The following is a 19632-nucleotide window of genomic DNA, read 5'->3' as shown; positions in this document are numbered from 1 at the left end:
ACACGAACTTGCTGAAACTTTCTGCAAGCTGTTTACCACCCTGCAACACGTTGCTAACGTCACGCCCCAACCACCCCAAACCCGGACATGCGGAACGGCTCCCCCGGCCCGTTCCGTCAAGGAGGAACGATGCGGCGTACCCCCCTGGTCGGTCTCGTCACCGGCCTCGCGCTCGCGCTCGCCGCCTGCGGCGGAGGCGGCTCCGCCGACAAGCCCGTCACGTCCGTGGACCCGGCGACGGTCAGCGGCACGGTCACCTACTGGGACACCTCGGACGCCGCGGTCGAGGGCCCGGTGTTCAAGGAGCTCATCAAGGACTTCGAGAGCAAGCACCCCAAGGTCAAGGTCAACTACGTCAACGTCCCGTTCGGCGAGGCGCAGAACAAGTTCAAGACCGCCGCCCAGGGCGGGTCGGGCACCCCCGACGTGCTGCGCGCCGACGTCGGCTGGGTCACCGAGTTCGCGTCCCTGGGGTACCTCGCCCCGCTGGACGGCACCTACGCCGTGGACAAGCCCGAGGACCTCCTGCCCAACCCGGCCGGCAGCACGAAGTTCAACGGAAAGACCTTCGGGGTGCCGCAGACCACCGACTCGCTCGGGCTGCTCTACAACAAGGAGCTGCTGAAGAAGGCCGGTCACGACGCGCCGCCCAGGAACCTCACCGAGCTGAAGCAGTTCGCGCTGGACGTCAAGGACAAGACCGGCAAGACCGGGCTGACCCTGAACGTGGACGGGTTCTTCGTGCTGCCGTTCCTGTACGGCGAGGGCGGCGACCTGGTCGACGCCGCCAACAAGAAGATCACCGTCAACTCGCCGCAGAGCGTGGCCGGGCTGAAGGCCATCTCCGACCTGATCTCCTCCGGGGCCGCCGCCAAGCCCGCCATCGCCGACAGCTACCTGGCGGCGATGACGGCCTTCAAGGAGGGCCGCACCGCGATGATCTACAACGGCCCGTGGTCGACGGCCGACGCGCTGAAGGGCTCGGCGTTCAAGAACAGGGAGAACCTGGGCGTCGCCCCCGTCCCGGCCGGGTCGGTCAAGGCCGCCTCCCCCACCGGCGGCCACGACTACACCGTCTACGCCGGCTCCAAGAACCTCGCCGCCTCCTACGCGTTCGTCCGCTTCATGTCCTCCACCGAGAGCCAGTCCAAGGTCGCGGCCGAGCTCGGCCTGCTGCCGACCCGCACCTCCGCCTACTCCCGCCCCGAGGTGCAGGGCAACGAGCTGGTGAAGACCTGGAAGCCGATCGTCGACACCGCCGCGCCGCGCGCCTGGATCCCCGAGGGCGGCCAGCTGTTCGAGCCGCTCGTGCAGGCCTACCAGGGCATGGCCACCGGCAAGCTCGACGCCGCCGGGGTCGGCCGGACCGTCGACGGCAAGTACCGCGAGATCCTCAAGGGCTGGAACTGATGACGACCGGCACCCGCCGCGACGCGCCCGGCCTGGCCGCGGACCGCACGGTCCGCGGCCGGCGCCGGGCCGCCGGCCCGTTCGCCGGACGCTGGTCGGCGCACTGGTACGCGTGGGCGATGGTGGCCCCGGTCCTCCTGGTGATGGGGGTCCTGATCGGCTACCCGCTGCTGCGCGGCGTCTACCTGTCCCTCACCGACGCCACCGAGGCCAACGTCGGCCGCACGATCGGCATGAACACGATCCCGGCCACCTACCGGTTCGTCGGCCTGGACAACTACGTCCAGATCTTCTCCGACTCCGGGTTCTGGCTGCGGCTGGGCTGGACCTTCCTGTGGACGGTCGCCTCCGTCACGCTCACCGTGGGCCTCGGCCTCGGGCTGGCGATGCTGCTCAACCGGCGGCTGCGGTTCCGCGGCCTGTACCGGGTGGTCCTCATCCTGCCCTGGGCCGCCCCGGCGTTCGTGTCCACCTTCATCTGGCGCTACGTGCTCAACAACGACTTCGGCCTGGCCAACGGCATGCTGCGCGCCGCCGGGCTGCCCACGGTGGAGTGGCTGGACGACCCGACGATGGCCAAGGTGTCGGTGATCCTCGTCAACGTCTGGCTGGGCATCGCCTTCAACATGGTCGCGCTGCTGGGCGGCCTCCAGTCCGTGCCCCGCGAGCTGTACGAGGCGGCCCGGGTCGACGGCGCCTCCGCCTGGCAGCAGTTCCGCAACATCACGCTGCCGATGCTGCGGCCGGTCAGCCGGACGGTGATCCTGCTCGGCACCATCTGGTCGTTCAACCAGTTCCCGGTCATCTTCCTGCTGACCCGGGGCGGCCCCAACGGCGCGACCGAGATCCTGGTGACGGCCGCCTACCGGGACGCGTTCATGGGGCTGCGCGACTACAGCGGCTCGGCCGCCAACGGCATGGTCATCCTCGTCCTGCTGGTCGTGATGGCCAGCCTGTACCTGCGGTCACTGCGCAAGCAAGGGGAGGTCTGGTGATGGCGCGCTCGCACACCGGGGAGGCCAGGCGCGGCCTAGGGGCCTCGATCGCCCTGCACGGCACGCTGGCCGCCGCCAGCGCGTTCGCGCTGATCCCGCTGCTGTGGCTGGTGCTGACCTCGCTCAAGCCCAAGGACGCCTGGATCTCCAGCGACGTGCGGTTCTTCGACGACCCCACGCTGGCGAACTACGAGTACGTGCTGACCGAGACGTCCTTCCCGCGCTGGCTGCTCAACTCGGTGCTGGTGGCCGGCCTCACCACGGTGATCGGCGTGCTGATCGCCGCGTCCACCGGGTACGCGATCAGCCGGTTCCGGTTCACCGGGCTGCGCTCCATCCTGTGGCTGCTGCTGGTCACCCAGATGTTCCCCGTCGCGGTGCTGATCGTCCCGCTGTACAACCTGCTGGGCCGGATGGGGCTGCTCAACCAGTACCCCGGGCTGGTCCTCGCCTACCTGACCGTCGCGGTGCCGTTCTGCGCCTGGCTGCTCAAGGGGTACTTCGACACCATCCCCACCGAGATCGACCAGGCGGGCCAGATCGACGGGCTGACGCCGTTCGGCGCGTTCTGGCGGCTGGTCCTGCCGCTCGCCAAGCCCGGCCTGGCCGTGGCGGCGTTCTACAGCTTCGTCACCGCGTGGGGCGAGGTCGCCTACGCGACCGCGTTCATGACCGGCGACGAGCACTACACGCTGGCCCCGGGGCTCCAGCAGTTCGTCAGCCAGAGCCGCGCCGAGTGGGGTTGGCTCACCGCCGCCGCAGTAATGATCACGATTCCCGCCGGGGCGGTCTTCCTGGCGGTGCAGCGCCACCTGGTGAGCGGTCTGACCGCCGGCGCCACCAAGTCCTGACCCCGACACCGTCCCCTTTCACGTGCGAAGGACATCCATGACGCAGAACATCGTCGCGACGCGCCCCGCCACCGCCGGGGCCGCCACCCGCTGGTGGCGGGAAGCGGTGATCTACCAGGTGTACGTGCGCAGCTTCGCCGACGCCGACGGCGACGGGGTGGGCGACCTGCCCGGCATCCGATCCCGCCTGCCCTACCTGGCCGAACTCGGCGTGGACGCGTTGTGGATCACCCCGTTCTATGTGTCGCCGATGGCCGACTTCGGCTACGACGTGGCCGACTACCGCGACGTGGACCCGCTGTTCGGCACCCTGGACGACGCCCGCGCCCTCATCGACGACGCGCACCTGCACGGGCTGCGCGTCATCGTGGACGTGGTGCCGAACCACACCTCCGACCGGCACCCGTGGTTCCGGGCGGCGCTGGCGGCCGCCCCCGGCTCCCCCGAACGCGCCCGCTACGTCTTCCGCGACGGGCGCGGCGCGGACGGCGCGCTGCCGCCCAACGACTGGGAGTCGGTCTTCGGCGGCCCCGCCTGGACCCGCGCCGCCGACGGGCAGTGGTACCTGCACCTGTTCGCGCCCGAGCAGCCCGACCTGAACTGGGAGAACCCCGAGGTCCACACCGAGTTCGCCGACATCCTGCGGTTCTGGCTGGACCTCGGCGTCGACGGGTTCCGCATCGACGTCGCGCACGGCATGGTCAAGGCGCCGGGGCTGCCCGACGTCGGGCACGCCGACCAGATCGAGATGCTCGGCACCGCCGTGCTGCCCTACTTCGACCAGGACGGCGTGCACGAGATCCACCGGACGTGGCGCGAGCTGCTGGACTCCTACCCCGGCGAGCGCATCGGCGTCGCCGAGGCGTGGGCCCCCTCCCCCGAGCGGCTCGCCCGCTACACCCGCCCCGACGAGCTGCACCAGGCGTTCAACTTCCACTACCTGGGCGCCCCCTGGGAGCCCGCGCGGCTGCGCCAGATCATCGAGGAGTCGCTGCGGACCGCCGGGCTCGTCGGCGCGCCCTCCACCTGGGTGCTGTCCAACCACGACGTCAAGCGGCACGTCACCCGCTACGGCGGCGGCGAGACCGGGCTGCGCCGCGCCCGCGCCGCCGCGCTGGTCATGCTGGCGCTGCCCGGCTCGGCCTACGTGTACCAGGGCGAGGAGCTGGGCCTTCCCGAGGTGCTGGACCTGCCCGAGGAGTTCCTGCGGGACCCCCAGCGCGGACGCGGGGAGGACGCGGGCCGCGACGGGTGCCGCGTCCCGCTGCCGTGGTCGGGCGAGGCGCCGCCGTTCGGGTTCGGCGACGGCGGGAGCTGGCTGCCGCAGTCGGCGGACTGGCGCGGCCTGACCGTCGAGGCCCAGGACGCCGACCCCGGCTCCACCCTCAACCTCTACCGGGAGGCGCTGCGGATCCGCCGCGAGCACCCCGCGCTCGGCGACGGGGAGCTGCGCTGGCTGGACGGCCCGTCCGGCACGCTGGCGTTCGCCCGCGAGCGCGACGGCCGCGCCGTCGGCTGCGCCGTCAACATGGGCGACCGGCCGGTCCGCCTCACCGTCGGCGGCCCCGTCCTGCACTCCAGTGGAACGGTCTACCGCGACGGCGACACCGTCGAGCTGCCCTCTGACACCGCCGTGTGGTGGGAGCTAAGTTAATGGCCATGACAACGCGCCTCGCTGACATCGCCGCCCACGCCGGAGTCAGCGAGGCGACCGTGAGCCGGGTGCTCAACGGCAAGCAGGGCGTGTCCGCCGCGACCCGCCAGGCCGTGCTGACCGCGCTCGACGTGCTCGGCTACGAGCGCCCGGCCCGGCTGCGCCAGCAGCGCGCCGGACTGATCGGCCTGATCATCCCCGAGCTGAGCAATCCGATCTTCCCGGCGTTCGCCGAGTCGATCGAGAGCGCGCTGGCCCGCCACGGCTACATGTCGGTGCTGTGCTCGCAGGCCCCCGGCGGGGTCGCCGAGGACGACTACATCGAGATGCTGCTGGAGCGCGGCGTCGCCGGGATCATCTTCGTCAACGGCCTGCACGCCAACGTCCACTCCGACCGTGCCCGCTACGTGCGGCTGCTGGAGCAGGCGCTGCCGATCGTGCTGGTCAACGGGTACCGCGACGACATCGACGCGCCGTTCGTGTCCAACGACGACGCCGCCTCGCTGGAGGCCGCCGTCGGGCACCTGGCCGCGATGGGCCACCGCCGGATCGGCCTGGCGATCGGGCAGGAGCAGTACGTGCCGACCCGGCGCAAGACCGAGGGGTTCCGGCGCGGGATGGCGGCGCACACCGGCCTCGCCGACGTCGACGACCTGGTCGTCAACACGCTCTACACGGTCGAGGGCGGGCAGGCCGCCGCGCAGCGCCTGCTCGACCAGGGCTGCACGGCGATCTGCTGCGGCAACGACGTCATGGCGCTCGGCGCGATCCGGGCCGCCCGCGCGCGGGGACTGCGCGTCCCGCAGGACGTGTCGGTGGTGGGCTTCGACGACTCGCCGCTGACGGCGTACCTGGACCCGCCGCTGACGACGATCCGGCAGTCGGTGCGGGAGATGTCGCTGGCGGCGGTGGACATGCTGCTCCAGGAGATCGGCGGCACCCGCGCCCACCGGACCGAGCTGCTGTACCGGCCGGAGCTGGTGGTGCGCGACTCCACCGCCCCCGCTCCGGTGACCGTTCCGGCACAGGCCGCGTCCGCCAAGCGCTGACCTGCCGTTTCGACCGGCCGCCTCCCGTCCGCCGGGAAGCGGCCGGTAACGGTCGTGTTTCGAGGGATTGACAGTGACGTGTCCCACGGTCTTTTCTTCGTGGGAGCGCTCCCACGATCCGCACACGACCTGAGAAAGGTGGGTCCGCATGAGGACCTTCCGGAGGAAGAGCACCAGTCCGGCAACCCCGTCCGCGCCGTCCCGGTCCCTCGCGTTCGGGCCCGCGAGGGGGACGCGCCGTGCCGTCGCCGTCGTGCTCGCCGGTCTGCTGACCGGCGGCGCGCTGACGGCCTGCGGCGGGGGCGACGACAAGGGCGGCGACGCCGGCGGCGGCGGCCCGGTCGAGCTGACCGTCGACATCTTCGGCGAGTTCGGCTACGACGAGCTGTACAAGCAGTTCGAGGCGTCGCACCCCAACGTCAAGATCAAGCAGCGCAAGGTCTCCACGCTCGACGACTACAAGCCGCGCCTCCAGCAGTGGATCGCCACCAACAGCGGGGCGGGTGACGTCGTGGCCTTGGAGGAGGGCATCCTGCCCCTGTACATGCAGCAGCCCGGCAAGTTCGTGAACCTCTACGACCACGGCGGCCGGGAGCTGCAGAACGGCTACCTGCCGTGGAAGTGGCAGATGGGCGTCACCCCCGACGGCAAGCAGCTGGTCGGGCTCGGCACCGACATCGGCCCGCTCGCCATGTGCTACCGCAAGGACCTGTTCGAGAAGGCGGGACTGCCCTCCAAGCGGGACGAGGTCGGCAAGCTGTGGCCGACCTGGGACGCGTTCCTGGACACCGGGCTGAAGTTCCGGGACAAGGTGCCCGACACCAAGTGGCTGGACGGCCCGGCGGCGCTGCTGCGCACCACCGTGCTCCAGAACGCCGGGTCCGGCCCCGGCTACAGCTACTTCGACAAGAGCAACAACCTGGTGTTCGAGTCCAACCCGGCCGTGAGGAGCGCCTTCGACACGGTGCTGAAGTTCGAGCAGAACAAGCTGACCTCCGGGATGCAGATCTTCACGCCGCCGTGGCAGACCGCGCTCAAGCGCGACACCTTCGCCACCCTGCCGTGCCCGTCCTGGATGCTCGGGGGCATCAAGGAGTTCGCCGGCGACTCCGGCAAGGGCAAGTGGGACGTGGCCCCGATCCCCGGCGGCGCCGGCTACTGGGGCGGCTCCTGGCTGGCGGTGCCCAAGCAGAGCAAGCACCCCAAGGAGGCCGCCGAGCTGGCGAAGTTCCTGACCAACGCGCAGGGGCAGGTCGCGGCGTTCAAGTCCAAGAACACCTTCCCGTCCTCGCCGCAGGCCCAGCAGGACGCGGCCGTGTCCGGCAGCACCGACCCCTACTTCGGCGACGCGCCCACCGGCAAGATCTTCAGCCAGATGGCCGCGCAGGTGAAGCCGGTCCACCTCGGTCCCAAGAACGAGGACGTGCGCCAGGTCGTGGAGAACGTCCTGATCGCGGTCGGCCAGGGCAAGGTCAAGCCCGAGGAGGCGTGGGCCAAGGCGGTCGAGGAAGTGAAGAAGACCGCCCGCTGACCCCGTCCGGAACGGGCGGCGGGGCCGGGGCGGGTGACCGCTGACCTCCTCCCTCCCCCGGCCCCGCCGCCGTGCCGACCGCTCGTGAAAGGAGGGCGCGTGACCATCGATCTGCGCCCCGCCCGCTCCGGGAATCCGCCAGCCGCCGACGTGCCGCCGCCCCGCGGCGGCTGGCGGTCCCGGTTGGCCCGGCTGGACCTGCGGGCCTCCCCGTACCTGTTCGTCTCCCCGTTCTTCCTGGTCTTCCTGGCCTTCGGCGTGTTCCCGCTGGGCTTCACGCTGTGGGTGTCGCTGCACGAGTGGGGGCTGGCGTCCGGCACCCGCAAGTGGGTGGGGCTGGACAACTTCAGCTACCTGCTCGGCGACGCCGACTTCTGGCACGCCACCGTCAACACCGTCGGGATCTTCGTGCTGTCGACGGTGCCGCAGCTGCTGCTGGCGCTGGCGCTGGCGGCGGCGCTGGACCGCAAGATGCGGGCCTCCACGTTCTTCCGGATCGGGATGGTGGCCCCGATGGTCACCTCCACCGCGGCCGTGGCGATCGTGTTCACCCAGCTGTTCGACCGCGACTACGGCCTGACCAACTGGCTGATCGGCCTGGTCGGGGCCGACCCGATCGACTGGCAGGCCAGCCGGGGCTGGTCGTGGGTGGCGGTCGCGACGATGGTGAACTGGCGGTGGACCGGCTACAACGCGCTCATCTTCCTGGCGGCGATGCAGGCGATCCCGCGCGACCTGTACGAGGCCGCCGCGATCGACGGCGCGTCCCGGCTGCGCCAGTTCTGGCAGATCACCGTGCCGATGCTGCGGCCGACGATCCTGTTCGCCGTCATCGTGTCCACGATCGGCGGGCTCCAGCTGTTCACCGAGCCCGCGCTGTTCGGCGTCGGCAGCGCCAACCGGATGGACGGCGGCTCGCTGCACCAGTTCCAGACGATCACGATGTACATGTTCGACAACGCCTTCGGTGAGGACCGGTACGGCTACGCCGCCACGGTGTCCTGGGCGCTGTTCGTGATGATCATCGCGTTCTCGCTGCTCAACTTCCTGTTCGTCCGACGCACCGGAGGCGCGCGATGACGTTCCCCCTCACCCGGCGCGGGCCCCGGCGCGGAACGGGCCGGCTGCGCGGGCTCTGGGAGGCCAGCCCGCTGACCTACCTGGCGCTGGTCGCCGGGCTGGTCCTGTCGATCTTCCCGATCTACTGGATGATCGTGGTGGCGACCCGCACCAACGACGTGGTCTCCGACATGCCGCCGCCGGTGCTGCCGGGCGGCTCGTTCGGCGACAACGTGGGGCGGCTGTTCGACAACCCCGACGCCTACTTCGCCAAGGGCCTGCTGAACTCGGCGATCGTGGCGACCTGCGTGACGGTCTCGACGGTGTTCTTCGCCTCGCTGGCCGGGTTCGCGTTCGCCAAGCTGCGGTTCCGGGGCCGCAACGCGCTGCTGCTGACGGTGGTGGCGACGATGATGGTGCCGGTCCAGATGGGCATCATCCCGCTCTACATGATCATGGTGGAGCTGGGCTGGCAGAACCGGCTCCAGGCGGTGATCGTGCCGTTCCTGGTCACCGGGTTCGGGGTGTTCATGATGCGGCAGTACGCCGACCAGGCGGTGCCGGACGAGCTGATCGAGGCGGCGCGCGTGGACGGCTGCTCGACGTTCGGCGTCTACTGGCGGGTCGTGCTGCCGGCGCTGCGCCCGGCGGCGGGCGTGCTGGGGCTGCTGACGTTCATGCAGACCTGGAACGAGTTCATGTGGCCGCTGGCGGTGCTGAGCCCCGACAACCCGACCGTGCAGCTTTCCATCAACAACCTGGCCAACGCCTATTTCAAGGACTACACGCTGATGTTCGCCGGGACCACGGTGGCGATCCTGCCGCTGCTGGCGGTGTTCGTCGTGTTCGGCCGCCAGATCATCGGCGGAATCATGGAAGGGGCCGTGAAGGCATGAGCGAGCTGCAAGGGCGCGGCGCCGTCTGGACTGAGGAGCCTGCGACGAGGGAAGACGGCGCCTTCGTGGCGCCCTGGAAGCGAGCGGGGGACGCGGCATGAGCGCGGGCGGGTTCTCCGGCGACACGGGATTCCCCGACGACTTCGCGTGGGGCGCGGCGACCGCCGCCTACCAGGTCGAGGGCGCGGCGGCCGAGGACGGGCGCGGCTCCTCGGTGTGGGACGACTTCTGCCGCGCCCCCGGCAACGTCCTGGGCGGCGACACCGGCGACGTGGCGGTGGACCACTACCACCGGTTCCGCGACGACGTGGCGTTGATGGCCGGGCTGGGGCTGAAGGCGTACCGGTTCTCGGTGTCGTGGCCTCGGGTGCTGCCCGAGGGCGCGGGCGCGGTCAACGAACGCGGCCTGGACTTCTACCGGCGGCTGGTGGACGCGCTGCTGGAGGCGGGCATCGAGCCGTGGCCGACGCTGTACCACTGGGACCTGCCCTCGACGCTGGAGAAGGGGGGCGGCTGGCCCGAGCGCGACACCGCGTACCGGTTCGCCGACTACGCCGCCGCCGTGCACGGGGCGCTCGGCGACCGGGTGCGGCACTGGACGACCGTCAACGAGCCGTGGTGCGCGGCGTTCCTCGGCTACGCCTCCGGCGAGCACGCGCCGGGACGGCGGGAGGCGGGCGCGTCGCTGCACGCGGCGCACCACCTGATGCTGGGGCACGGGCTGGCGGTGGAGGCGATGCGGGCGCAGCGGCCGGGCAACCGGTTCGGCGCGGCCGTGAACCTGTACGCCGTCTCCCCGGCCGGCGACGACCCGGCCGACGTGGACGCCGCGCGCCGGATCGACGGGATGCAGAACCGGTTCTTCCTGGACCCGCTGCTGCTGGGCCGCTACCCCGAGGACGTGCTGGCGGACCTGGAGCCGTACGCGTTCGCGCCGCCGGACGCGGACCTGGCGACGCTCGCGCAGCCGCTGGACCAGCTCGGGATCAACTACTACACGCGGCACACCGTGTCGGGCCGTCCGGGCGAGGCGACGCAGGCGGTGTCGTCGCCGTTCTCGGCGCACTCCCCTTGGGTGGGCAGCGAGCACGTGCGGTTCGTGTCGGGCGGGCGGGCGGTCACCGGCATGGGCTGGGAGATCGACGCCGACGGGCTGGTGGAGGTGCTGACGCGGGTCCACCGGGAGTACCCGGCCGTCCCGCTGTACGTCACCGAGAACGGCGCGGGCTACGACGAGGCCCCCGACGGCGGCGGAACGGTCCACGACGCCGGGCGCGTGTCCTATCTGGAGCAGCATCTGCGGGCCTGCCGGGAGGCGGTCGGGCGGGGCGTTCCGCTGCGGGGCTACTTCGTGTGGTCGCTGCTGGATAATTTCGAGTGGGCGTGGGGGTATTCCAAGCGCTTCGGGCTGGTCCACGTGGACTACGCCACGCAGCGCCGCACGCCCAAGGACAGCGCGCGCTGGTACGCCGGCGTGATCGGGCGGGGCGGTCTCTGACCGCCCCTGGCGAGGGGGAGCGATGACGGGCAGACGGCCCACCCTGGAGGAGGTCGCGGCCCGCGCCGGGGTGGGCCGCGGGACGGTGTCGCGCGTCATCAACGGCTCCCCCAAGGTCAGCGCGCAGGCGCGCGAGGCGGTGCGCAAGGCGATCGACGAGCTGGGGTACGTGCCCAACCGGGCGGCCCGGACGCTGGTCACCAACCGCACCGACACCGTGGCGCTGGTGGTCGCCGAGTCCGAGCAGCGACTGTTCGGGGAGCCGTACTTCGCCGGGATCATCCGGGGGATCAGCGCGACGCTCGGCGACACCGGCCTGCAACTGCTGCTGGCGCTGGCGCGGTCGCCGGAGGAGTACGCGCGGCTGGAGCACTACCTGACGCCGCAGCACGTGGACGGGGTCCTGCTGACCTCGCTGCACGCCGAGGACCCGCTGCCGGCGCGGCTGGAGGCGGGCGGCGTGCCGACGGTGCTCGGCGGCTGCCCGCCGGGCCTGGCCCCGTTCAGCTACGTCGACGTGGACAACCGCGAGGGCGCGCGGCAGGCCGTGGAGCACCTGGTGGCGCGGGGCCGCCGCCGGATCGCCACGATCGCCGGCCCGCAGGACATGGGCGTGGGCATCGACCGGCTGACCGGCTACCGAGTGGCCCTGGCCGAGGCGGGGCTGCCCGAGCTGGTCGCCTACGGCGACTTCGGGGAGGCCAGCGGCATCACCGCCGTGGAGGAGCTGCTGGAGCGCGATCCGGGGCTGGACGCGGTGTTCGCGGCCGACGACCCGATGGCGCTGGGCGCGCTGCGGGCGCTGCGGCGGCGCGGCCGCCGCGTTCCCGAGGACGTGGCGGTGGTGGGGTTCGACGACTCGGCGGCCGCGCCGCTGGCGGATCCGCCGCTGACGACCGTGCACCAGTCGGCCGAGGAGATGGGACGGGAGATGGCCCGGCTGCTGATGGCGCGGATCAACGGCGATCCGCTGCCGGAGCCGGTGGTGATCCTCAAACCACGCCTGGTGGTCCGGGCGTCCGGCTGACCGGTTCCCGATTTCGGTGGCCGGATCCGGCCAACGCCGGGGCGGCGTCGGATCACCCTGACAGGGGGTCTTCACAGGCTCGCCATATCCAGTCGGACGATTAGGCAAGTTCCCCCAATTGTCATGCCATATGAGACTTCTTCACTCTTCACGTGAATCGTGACGCGTCATCGGGACGCGCCGCGATCCCGCCAAAGGAGGCAGTGAGGATGCGCCTCACCCGTTCCGTCCCCGTTCTCGCGACGGCCGCCCTGGCCGCCGGCCTGGCCACCGCCCCCGCCCACGCGACGGCCGCTCCCGCGCCCGCGCCCGACCCCGGCAAGGTCGCGCAGACCCTCGCCGACACCCTCGGCTCCCGCAGCTCGGGTTCCTACGTCGACAACGGCAGACTCGTCGTCAACGTCACCGACGCCGGCGCGGCCTCCACGGTCCGCGCGGCGGGCGCCGTGCCCCGCACGGTCGCGCACAGCGCCGCCGCGCTCGCGAAGGTCACCGGCGCACTCGACCGCGAAGCCCGCATCCCCGGCACCGCGTGGGGCACCGACCCCGTCTCCAACCAGGTCGTGGTCTCCTACGACGACTCGGTGACCGGCGCGAAGCTGGCGAAGGTCCGCAAGGCCGCCGCCAAGCACGGCCCGGCCGTGCGGCTGGAGCACGTGGCCGGGAAGTTCACGACGTTCATCGCGGGCGGGCAGGCCATCTACACCGGCGGCTCCCGCTGCTCGCTCGGCTTCAACGTCCGCAACAGCGCCGGCACGCAGTACTTCCTGACCGCCGGGCACTGCACCAACGCCGGGTCCACCTGGACCGACGGCAGCCAGACGCTCGGCACCCGGTCCGGCAGCAGCTTCCCGGGCAACGACTACGGCATCGTCCGCTACACCAACACCAGCGTCGCCAAGCCCGGCAGCGTCTACCTCTACCCCGGCTCCCAGGACATCGCCAGCGCCCGCAACGCGGTGGTCGGCGAGAGCGTCCGCCGCAGCGGCAGCACCACCCAGGTGCGCAGCGGCCAGGTGACCGCCCTCAACCAGACCGTGAACTACCCGCAGGGCACGGTGTCGGGCCTGATCCGCACCACCGTGTGCGCCCAGCCCGGCGACAGCGGCGGCTCGCTGTTCGCGGGCACCGCCGCCCTCGGCCTGACCTCCGGCGGCAGCGGCAACTGCTCCACCGGCGGCACGACGTTCTTCCAGCCCGTCGTCGAGGCCCTGAACGTCTACGGCGTGAGCGTGTACTGATCCCTCCGGATCGACGGTCTCCGGCGGGGCCTTCCCTCTCCCTCCCCGCCCCGCCGGAGAAGCCTCGGGCAGGCCCGTTCCCCGGGCCTGCCCGCCCCCTTTTGGAAACGGTTATCGTTCCCTATGATCGTCGGCATGGATCCCGCCACCCACTGGGTCGAGCGCTGGGAGCTCCAGCAGCGGCACTACGCCCTCGACCGCGAGGAGCGCCTCACCGTGGTCGCCGACCTGGTGGCCCGCGCCGTCGCGGGCCGGGACCGTCCGCTCGCCGCCGACCTGGGCTGCGGGCCGGGCTCGCTGGCCGCGCGGCTGGCCGCCCGGACGCCCGGCCTGGAGGTCGTCGCCGTGGACGCCGACCCGTTCCTGCTGGAGCTCGGCCGCCGCCGGCACGGCGCGGCGGTGCGGTTCGCGGACGCGGTGATCGGCGCCCCCGGCTGGACCGGGGCGCTGGGCGCGGACCGGCCGCTGGACGCCGCCGTCTCCAGCACCGCCCTGCACTACCTGCCCGAACCCGACCTGCTGCGGGTCTACCGGGAGGTCCGGTCGCTGCTGCGGCCGGGCGGCCTGCTCGTCAACGCCGACCACTTCGTCGCCGAGCAGCCCGGCGTGGCCGCGCTCGCCGCGTCGCTGGGCCCCCGGGAGTCCCCGGCCGGGGAGGACTGGGCCGCGTGGTGGCGGGCCGTGCGGGGCGAGCCCGCGTTCGCCGGCCTGCTGGCCGAGCGGGACCGCCGCGACCTGGGACCCGGCGGCGACAACGGCCTCAGCCTGGAACGCCATGCCGCCCTGCTGCGCCGGGCCGGGTTCGCCGAGGCCGGGCCGGTCTGGCAGCACGGGCCGAGCGCCGTGCTGGTCGCCCTCCGGTAACCGGCGGAAACCCGCCCGCCCCGCCCGATGATCTACGATCCGGGCATGACATACGAACCGACCACCGAGGAGATGGCCCATCTCCGGCGGTGCGTGGAGTTGGCCACCGAGGCGCTGGAGGACGGGGACGAGCCGTTCGGGTCCGTGCTGGTCGGCGGGGACGGCCGGGTGCTCGGCGAGGACCGCAACCGCGTCAAGGACGGCGACGAGACCCGGCATCCGGAGTTCGAGCTGGCGCGGTGGGCCGCCGGGAACATGACGCCGGAGGAGCGCGCCGCCGCCACCGTGTTCACCTCCGGCGAGCACTGCCCGATGTGCTCGGCCGCGCACGCCTGGGTCGGGCTGGGGCGGATCGTCTACGCCGTGTCGTCGGCGCAGCTCGTCGAGTGGCGGGCCGGATGGGGCGCGCGGCCCTCGCCGGTGCGGGCGCTGCCGGTCCACGAGGTCGCGCCCGGCGTCTCCGTGGACGGGCCGGTGCCCGCGCTGGCCGAGACGATGCGCGAGCTGCACCGGCGCACGGTGCCCGACCCGGTACGCCCGGCGGAGTAGGGGCGGAGCCTCCCGGCGGCGGACGCCGGGACCCGTGTCGCTCACCGAGCATCGGGCGATGAGCGACATGAGCCGTAGGGGATTCATCGGAGGAACGGCCGGGGCCGCCGCGCTGAGCGCGGTCCCGGCCCGCGACGCGCGGGCCGCCGGGCCGGGGGACGGTCCGGTCCGGGCCGTCCACCTCACCGTCGAGCATCTGGTCGCGCCGCTCGGGATCGACGCCGCGCGGCCCCGGTTCGGGTGGCGGCTGGAGGCCGGGGGCACCGGGCGCGCGCAGAGCGCCTACCAGATCGCGGTCGGATCGGCCGCCGGGCGGGCGGACGTGTGGGACTCGGGGCGCGTGGCGTCCGGGGAGCAGACCGCGCGCGTGTACGGCGGCCCGGCGCTGCGGTCGCGGACGCGGTACCACTGGCGCGTCCGCGTCTGGGACGAGGGCGGCCGGGCCGGGCCGTGGAGCGCGGCGTCGTGGTTCGAGACCGCGCTGACGCGCGAGGAGGAGTGGACCGCCCGGTGGATCGGCACCGGGGCCGTGCTGCCGCCGTCACCGCACACCCTCGGGCCGCGCCGGCTGTTCCCGGCGCGGCTGGAGGACGGTCGCACGCTGGGGCAGACGTTCCGGTCGGAAAGCCGGCTGACGGCCGTCGCGGTGCTGCTGACGGCCGGGACCGGCGCCGGATGCGTCATGACGCTGCACCGGGACGGGCCCGGCGGGGCGGTGCTCGGGCGGCGGGAGCTGTCCGGGCTCGACGGGCAGGTGCAGGGCAGGCTCGACCTGCCGCGCCCGGTGGAGGGCGGCGCCTTCTACCTGGAGCTGTCGCGGGTCCGGGGCGAGCTGAGCTGGATGGGGGCCGGCGAGGACGCCTACCCGCACGGCGACGCCTACCGCGACGGGGTCCGGGAGGCCGACGACCGCTGGCTGTTCGGGATCCCGCCGGACCCGCCCGCCGCCCCGCTGGTGCGCGCCGAGTTCGACGTGCCGGGCGAGGTCGCGGCGGCGCGGCTGTACGTGTCGGGGCTCGGGCACGCGGTGAGCAGGATCAACGGGCGGCGCGTCGGCGACGCCGTGCTGTCGCCGGTCGTCACCGACTACGACCGCCGCGTCCTGTTCACCTCCCACGACGTCACCGGGCTGGTGCGGCGGGGCCGCAACGCCGTCGGGATCGCGCTCGGCCGGGGTTTCTTCGCCACCCGGGCGCCGGAGACCGACGGGAGCCATCTCGCGCCGTGGACGGCCGAGCCGCGGGTCCGCGCGGAGCTGGTGGTGACGCTGGCCGACGGCCGCGCGGTCACCGTGCGCACCGGGCCGGACTGGCGGGTGACCGAGGGCCCGACCACGGCCGAGGGCGCGATGGGCGGCGAGTCCTACGACGCGCGGCGGGCGGCCCGGCTGGAAGGGTGGAGCGAGCCCGGGTTCCGCGCGTCCGGGTGGCGTCCCGCCGCGGTCGTGGAGCGGCCCGCCGGGCGGGTGGAGGCGTACGCGGCCGAACCCGTCCGCACGCACGGGGCGGTCAGGCCGGTGGCGGTGACCCGGCGCGACGGCGTCCGCGTGTACGACTTCGGGCTCACCCTCGCCGGGTGGGCGCGGCTGCGCGCCCGGCTCCCCGAGGGCACGACGGTCCGGATGCAGTACGGGGAGAAGCTCGACGACCGCGGCCGTGTCTTCGTCGGCGCGCCCGGCTGGTACCACAACCCCGCCGTGACGGGCCGCTACCAGGTGGACGAGTTCACGGCGGCGGGGCGCGGCGTGGAGACGTGGGAGCCGTCGTTCACCTACAAGGGCTTCCGGTACGTCGAGGTCAGCGGCACCGACCGGGACCTGGACCTGGTGGCCGTGCCCGTGCACGGCGACCTGGCCGACACGATGGACCTGCGCGTCGGGCACCCGGTGACGCAGTGGATCGTCGGGGCGTTCGCGCGGAGCGCCCGCGGCGTCCTGTTCGGGCATCCGGCGATCGGCCCGGCCGGGGGCAAGAGCGGGTGGACCGGCAACGCGCACTTCGCCGCCCAGCCCATGCTGTACCGGTTCGGCGCGGCGAGCCTGTTCGCCAAGTGGCTGGAGGACCTGCGGCTGCGGCAGGCCCCGGACGGGCGGCTGCCGCTCGTCGCGCCGCTGGGCGACGACCTGGCGGGCGAGCCGTCCCCGACCTGGACGGGCGTGTACCCGTACCTGGTGCGGCGCTACTGGATGACCTACGGCGACCCGACCGTTCCCGAACGGCACTTCGACGCCGTCGCCCGCTACGCCGAATGGCTGCTGGCGCAGGCGGGCGACGGGCTCGTGGACGACCGGTTCGGCGACTGGTACCCGCCGCACGGCACCGGCAACCCGCAGGCGCCCGAGGGCGGCCGGCTCGTCGGCACCGCCCACCTCGTCCAGAGCCTGCGGGACGCCACGGCGCTGGCCGACCTGCTGGGCCGCGCCGACCACGCCCGGCGCTGGCGGTCGCGGACCGAGGAGCTGGTCCGGCGGTTCAACGCGGCGTTCCTCGACACCGCGGCCGGGCACTACCGCACCGAACGGGCGGTCGGCTACCGGCAGACCAGCAACGCCGTGCCGCTGGCGTTCGGGCTGGTCCCGGCCGAGCACGCGCGGAGGGTCGCGGCGGGCCTGGCCGCCGACGTCGAGGCGAGGGGACGGCATCTGAACACCGGGTGCGCGGGCACCGCGACGCTCCCCTACGCGCTGTCCGACCACGGACGCGCCGACCTGGCCCACGCCGTCCTCGGGCAGGAGACCTACCCCTCCTACGGGTACCTGCGAGGGCTCGGCGCGACGACGTTCTGGGAGAGCTGGGAGAGCACCGCGCGGGGCCGCAACGACCCGATCCTCAGCTCGCCGGTGACCTGGCTGGTGGAGCGCGTCGTCGGCGTCGAGATGCTGCGGCCGGGATGGGCGCGGTTCGCGGTCGCGCCCCGGGCGTTCGGGCCGCTGGCGTCGGCGCGGGTCGCGCTGGACACCGTGCGCGGGCGGATCGAGGTGGCCTGGCGGCGGCGCGGCGGCACGCTGGTCCTCGACGTCCGCGTGCCGGTCAACGCCGTCGCCGAGGTCGCCGTGCCCGGTGGCCGCCGCGAGCTGGGGTCGGGCCGCCACCGGGTCGAGGCGCCGGTCAGGGGATGAGGTAGTCGCCGTCGCGGGCGTCGGTGATGGCCATGTGGCCCGGGGCGTGGCCGATGGCGAACTTCGGGCGCGAGGCCATCACCGCCGCCTGCGGGGTCACGCCGCAGGCCCAGAACACCGGGACCTCGCCGGGGCGCACCTCCACCGCGTCGCCGAAGTCGGGCGCGTCCAGGTCCGCGATGCCGAGCGCGGCGGGGTCGCCGACGTGGACCGGCGCCCCGTGGACCGCGGGGTAGCGGGCGGTGACGCGGACGGCGTCGGCGACGCGTCCGGCGGGGACCGGGCGCATCGACACCACCAGCCGGCCGCCCAGCGCGCCCGCGCCGCGGCACGGCCGGGAGGTGCGGTACATGGGGACGTTGCGGCCCTGCTCGATGTGGCGGACCGGGACGCCCGCCTCCGCCAGGGCGTTCTCGAAGGTGAAGCTGCACCCGATCAGGAACGCCACCAGGTCGTCGCGCCAGTGCCCGGTCGCGTCCGTCACCTCGGCGACCGGGACGCCGTCCTCGTAGACGACGTAGCCGGGCAGGTCGGTGCGCAGGTCGCCGCGGAACAGCGACGCCGAGGTCCCGCCCGGCTCGGTCACGTCCAGCACCGGGCACGCCTTGGGGTTGCGCTGGGCGAACAGCAGCACGTCGTAGGCGTCCTCGCGGGGCACCGCGATCAGGTTCGCCTGGGTCCAGCCCGCGCACCAGCCCGCCGTGGGGGCGCGCAGCCCCCCGCGGAACAGCGCGCGGGCCCGGTCGGGTGTGAGTGTCGCGGCGTCGGGCGGAGTGCTCATCACGTTCCCCTTCGGTCGGGTCGGAACCGCAGCCGCTGCCCGGGCCGGGCCTGCGCGGCGCGCGGGACGTCGGCGGCGACCACCACGGCGATCACCGGGTAGCCGCCGGTCAGCGGGTGGTCGGCCAGGAACAGCACGGGGCGGCCGGACGGCGGCACCTGGAGGGCGCCGGTGACCATGCCCTCGCTGGGCAGCTCCCCGGACCGGGCGCGGGCCAGCGGCGGCCCGTCCAGCCGCATCCCCACCCGGTCGATCTCGCTGGTCACCGTGTAGGGCTCGGCCAGCAGCGCCGCCACCGCGTCGCCCGTGAACCAGTCGTCGCGGGGCCCGAGCCGCACCCGCAGCGTGATCTCGTCCTCGGCGGGACGCCCCACGGGCAGCACGTCCAGGAACGGCGCCGCCTCGGGCGGCTCCCCGACCGGCAGCAGCGTCCCGGGCCGCACCGGCTCGGGCCCGACCCCGGAGAGGGTGTCGGTGGAGCGCGACCCGAGCACCGGCGGCACCGCCACGCCCCCGCGCACGGCCAGGTAGCTGCGCAGCCCCGAGGGCGGCGGGCCCATCCGGACCTCCGCGCCGTCGGGCACGGGGAACACCGAGTACGGGGCCACGGCCCGGCCGTCCACGGTCAGCGGGGCGGGCGCGCCGGTGACGACCGCGAACGCCCCGCCGTGGCAGCGCGCCGCGAACCCCCCGAGCGTGACCTCGATCGCGGCGGCGTCCTCGGGATTGCCGACGGCGCGGTTCGCCAGCCGCAGTGCCTCGGGGTCGGCGGCCCCCGCCGCACCGACCCCGAGCGCCGCGTTCCCGGCACGTCCCAGATCCTGGACGGTGGCCAGCGGCCCCGCCGCGACCACCTCCAGCGCCCGCCCCACCGGAGCCCGAACGGACGCCCCACGCGCACCCGTTCCCTCCGCTCCCACCTCGTCCCGCGTGCCACCACGCGTCTCCGGGGCCGGGCCGGTCGGCACGTTCGGCTCTGGCTCACCCGGGCCTGTCCTGGCCTCCCGGGTGTGGCACGCCTCCGGGGTGGAGAGTGTCGGGAGGTTCGTTGTTCTGGGGAGGGGCGGGGTTTCCGGTGGGGTGTCGCTTGCTACGAAGCGCACTTCGAC

The 19632-nt window shown here is 73.4% G+C and carries 16 protein-coding genes; 14 read left to right on the top strand and 2 right to left on the bottom strand.

The features are described 5' to 3' along the window. The first annotated feature begins 129 nt into the window (after positions 1-129). The 14 genes from HNR61_RS18345 to HNR61_RS18280 all read left to right on the top strand — a co-directional run bounded on the left by HNR61_RS18345 (position 130) and on the right by HNR61_RS18280 (position 17742). The gene (locus HNR61_RS18345) at positions 130-1410 is read left to right on the top strand and encodes an extracellular solute-binding protein (RefSeq protein WP_182844351.1); all 1281 of its coding nucleotides are present in this window, start codon (positions 130-132) and stop codon (positions 1408-1410) included. Then, positions 1410-2405 (top strand): carbohydrate ABC transporter permease, encoded by a 996-nt coding sequence (locus tag HNR61_RS18340; protein WP_182844350.1) that lies wholly within the window; start codon positions 1410-1412, stop codon positions 2403-2405. The genes HNR61_RS18345 and HNR61_RS18340 overlap by 1 nt, the downstream gene beginning before the upstream one ends. Continuing rightward, entirely contained in the window at positions 2405-3256 is an 852-nt protein-coding gene (locus HNR61_RS18335) for a sugar ABC transporter permease (RefSeq protein WP_182844349.1), read from the top strand. The genes HNR61_RS18340 and HNR61_RS18335 overlap by 1 nt, the downstream gene beginning before the upstream one ends. Positions 3257-3293: 37 nt before the next feature. Beyond that, entirely contained in the window at positions 3294-4910 is a 1617-nt protein-coding gene (locus HNR61_RS18330) for a glycoside hydrolase family 13 protein (RefSeq protein ID WP_182844348.1), read from the top strand. Positions 4911-4915: 5 nt separating this feature from the next. After that, positions 4916-5959 (top strand): LacI family DNA-binding transcriptional regulator, encoded by a 1044-nt coding sequence (locus HNR61_RS18325; RefSeq protein ID WP_182844347.1) that lies wholly within the window; start codon positions 4916-4918, stop codon positions 5957-5959. 148 nt (positions 5960-6107) lie between these two features. Further along, positions 6108-7490, top strand: a complete 1383-nt coding sequence (locus HNR61_RS18320) for an ABC transporter substrate-binding protein (protein WP_182844346.1) — start codon at positions 6108-6110, stop codon at positions 7488-7490. A gap of 99 nt (positions 7491-7589) precedes the next feature. Next, positions 7590-8570: a carbohydrate ABC transporter permease gene (locus HNR61_RS18315; protein ID WP_182844345.1), complete on the top strand. Its 981-nt coding sequence runs from the start codon at positions 7590-7592 to the stop codon at positions 8568-8570. After that, positions 8567-9445 carry a carbohydrate ABC transporter permease gene (locus tag HNR61_RS18310; protein WP_067818359.1) on the top strand — a complete coding sequence of 293 codons (879 nt, stop codon included), beginning with the start codon at positions 8567-8569 and terminating at the stop codon, positions 9443-9445. Before HNR61_RS18315 ends, HNR61_RS18310 begins: the two co-directional genes overlap by 4 nt. 97 nt (positions 9446-9542) lie before the next feature. Then, positions 9543-10943, top strand: coding sequence for a GH1 family beta-glucosidase (locus HNR61_RS18305; RefSeq protein WP_182844344.1), 1401 nt, complete (start codon positions 9543-9545; stop codon positions 10941-10943). Positions 10944-10965: 22 nt separating this feature from the next. After that, positions 10966-11970: a LacI family DNA-binding transcriptional regulator gene (locus HNR61_RS18300; RefSeq protein ID WP_182844343.1), complete on the top strand. Its 1005-nt coding sequence runs from the start codon at positions 10966-10968 to the stop codon at positions 11968-11970. A gap of 209 nt (positions 11971-12179) precedes the next feature. After that, positions 12180-13211, top strand: coding sequence for a S1 family peptidase (locus tag HNR61_RS18295; protein ID WP_182844342.1), 1032 nt, complete (start codon positions 12180-12182; stop codon positions 13209-13211). A gap of 135 nt (positions 13212-13346) precedes the next feature. After that, on the top strand, positions 13347-14075 hold the full coding sequence (locus HNR61_RS18290) for a class I SAM-dependent methyltransferase (RefSeq protein WP_220509466.1): 729 nt from the start codon (positions 13347-13349) through the stop codon (positions 14073-14075). A 45-nt stretch (positions 14076-14120) separates the two neighbouring features. Next, a complete protein-coding gene (locus HNR61_RS18285) occupies positions 14121-14624 on the top strand; it encodes a nucleoside deaminase (protein ID WP_182844340.1) in 504 nt (167 codons plus the stop codon). A gap of 58 nt (positions 14625-14682) precedes the next feature. After that, positions 14683-17742 carry an alpha-L-rhamnosidase gene (locus HNR61_RS18280; RefSeq protein ID WP_220509465.1) on the top strand — a complete coding sequence of 1020 codons (3060 nt, stop codon included), beginning with the start codon at positions 14683-14685 and terminating at the stop codon, positions 17740-17742. Here HNR61_RS18280 and HNR61_RS18275 read toward each other — a convergent pair. Both HNR61_RS18275 and HNR61_RS18270 read right to left on the bottom strand, forming a co-directional pair. After that, positions 17732-18523 carry a putative hydro-lyase gene (locus HNR61_RS18275; RefSeq protein WP_182844339.1) on the bottom strand — a complete coding sequence of 264 codons (792 nt, stop codon included), beginning with the start codon at positions 18521-18523 and terminating at the stop codon, positions 17732-17734. The two genes, HNR61_RS18280 and HNR61_RS18275, sit on opposite strands and share 11 nt — an antisense overlap. Next, complete coding sequence (locus HNR61_RS18270; RefSeq protein ID WP_312897987.1) at positions 18523-19443, bottom strand: 5-oxoprolinase subunit C family protein; 921 nt, start codon at positions 19441-19443, stop codon at positions 18523-18525. The genes HNR61_RS18275 and HNR61_RS18270 overlap by 1 nt, the downstream gene beginning before the upstream one ends. Positions 19444-19632 lie beyond the last annotated feature (189 nt).

Origin of the sequence: Actinomadura kijaniata (assembly GCF_014138665.1) — a bacterium.
Classification (GTDB): domain Bacteria; phylum Actinomycetota; class Actinomycetes; order Streptosporangiales; family Streptosporangiaceae; genus Spirillospora; species Spirillospora kijaniata.
This window is presented reverse-complemented; position numbering and strand designations above follow the sequence as displayed.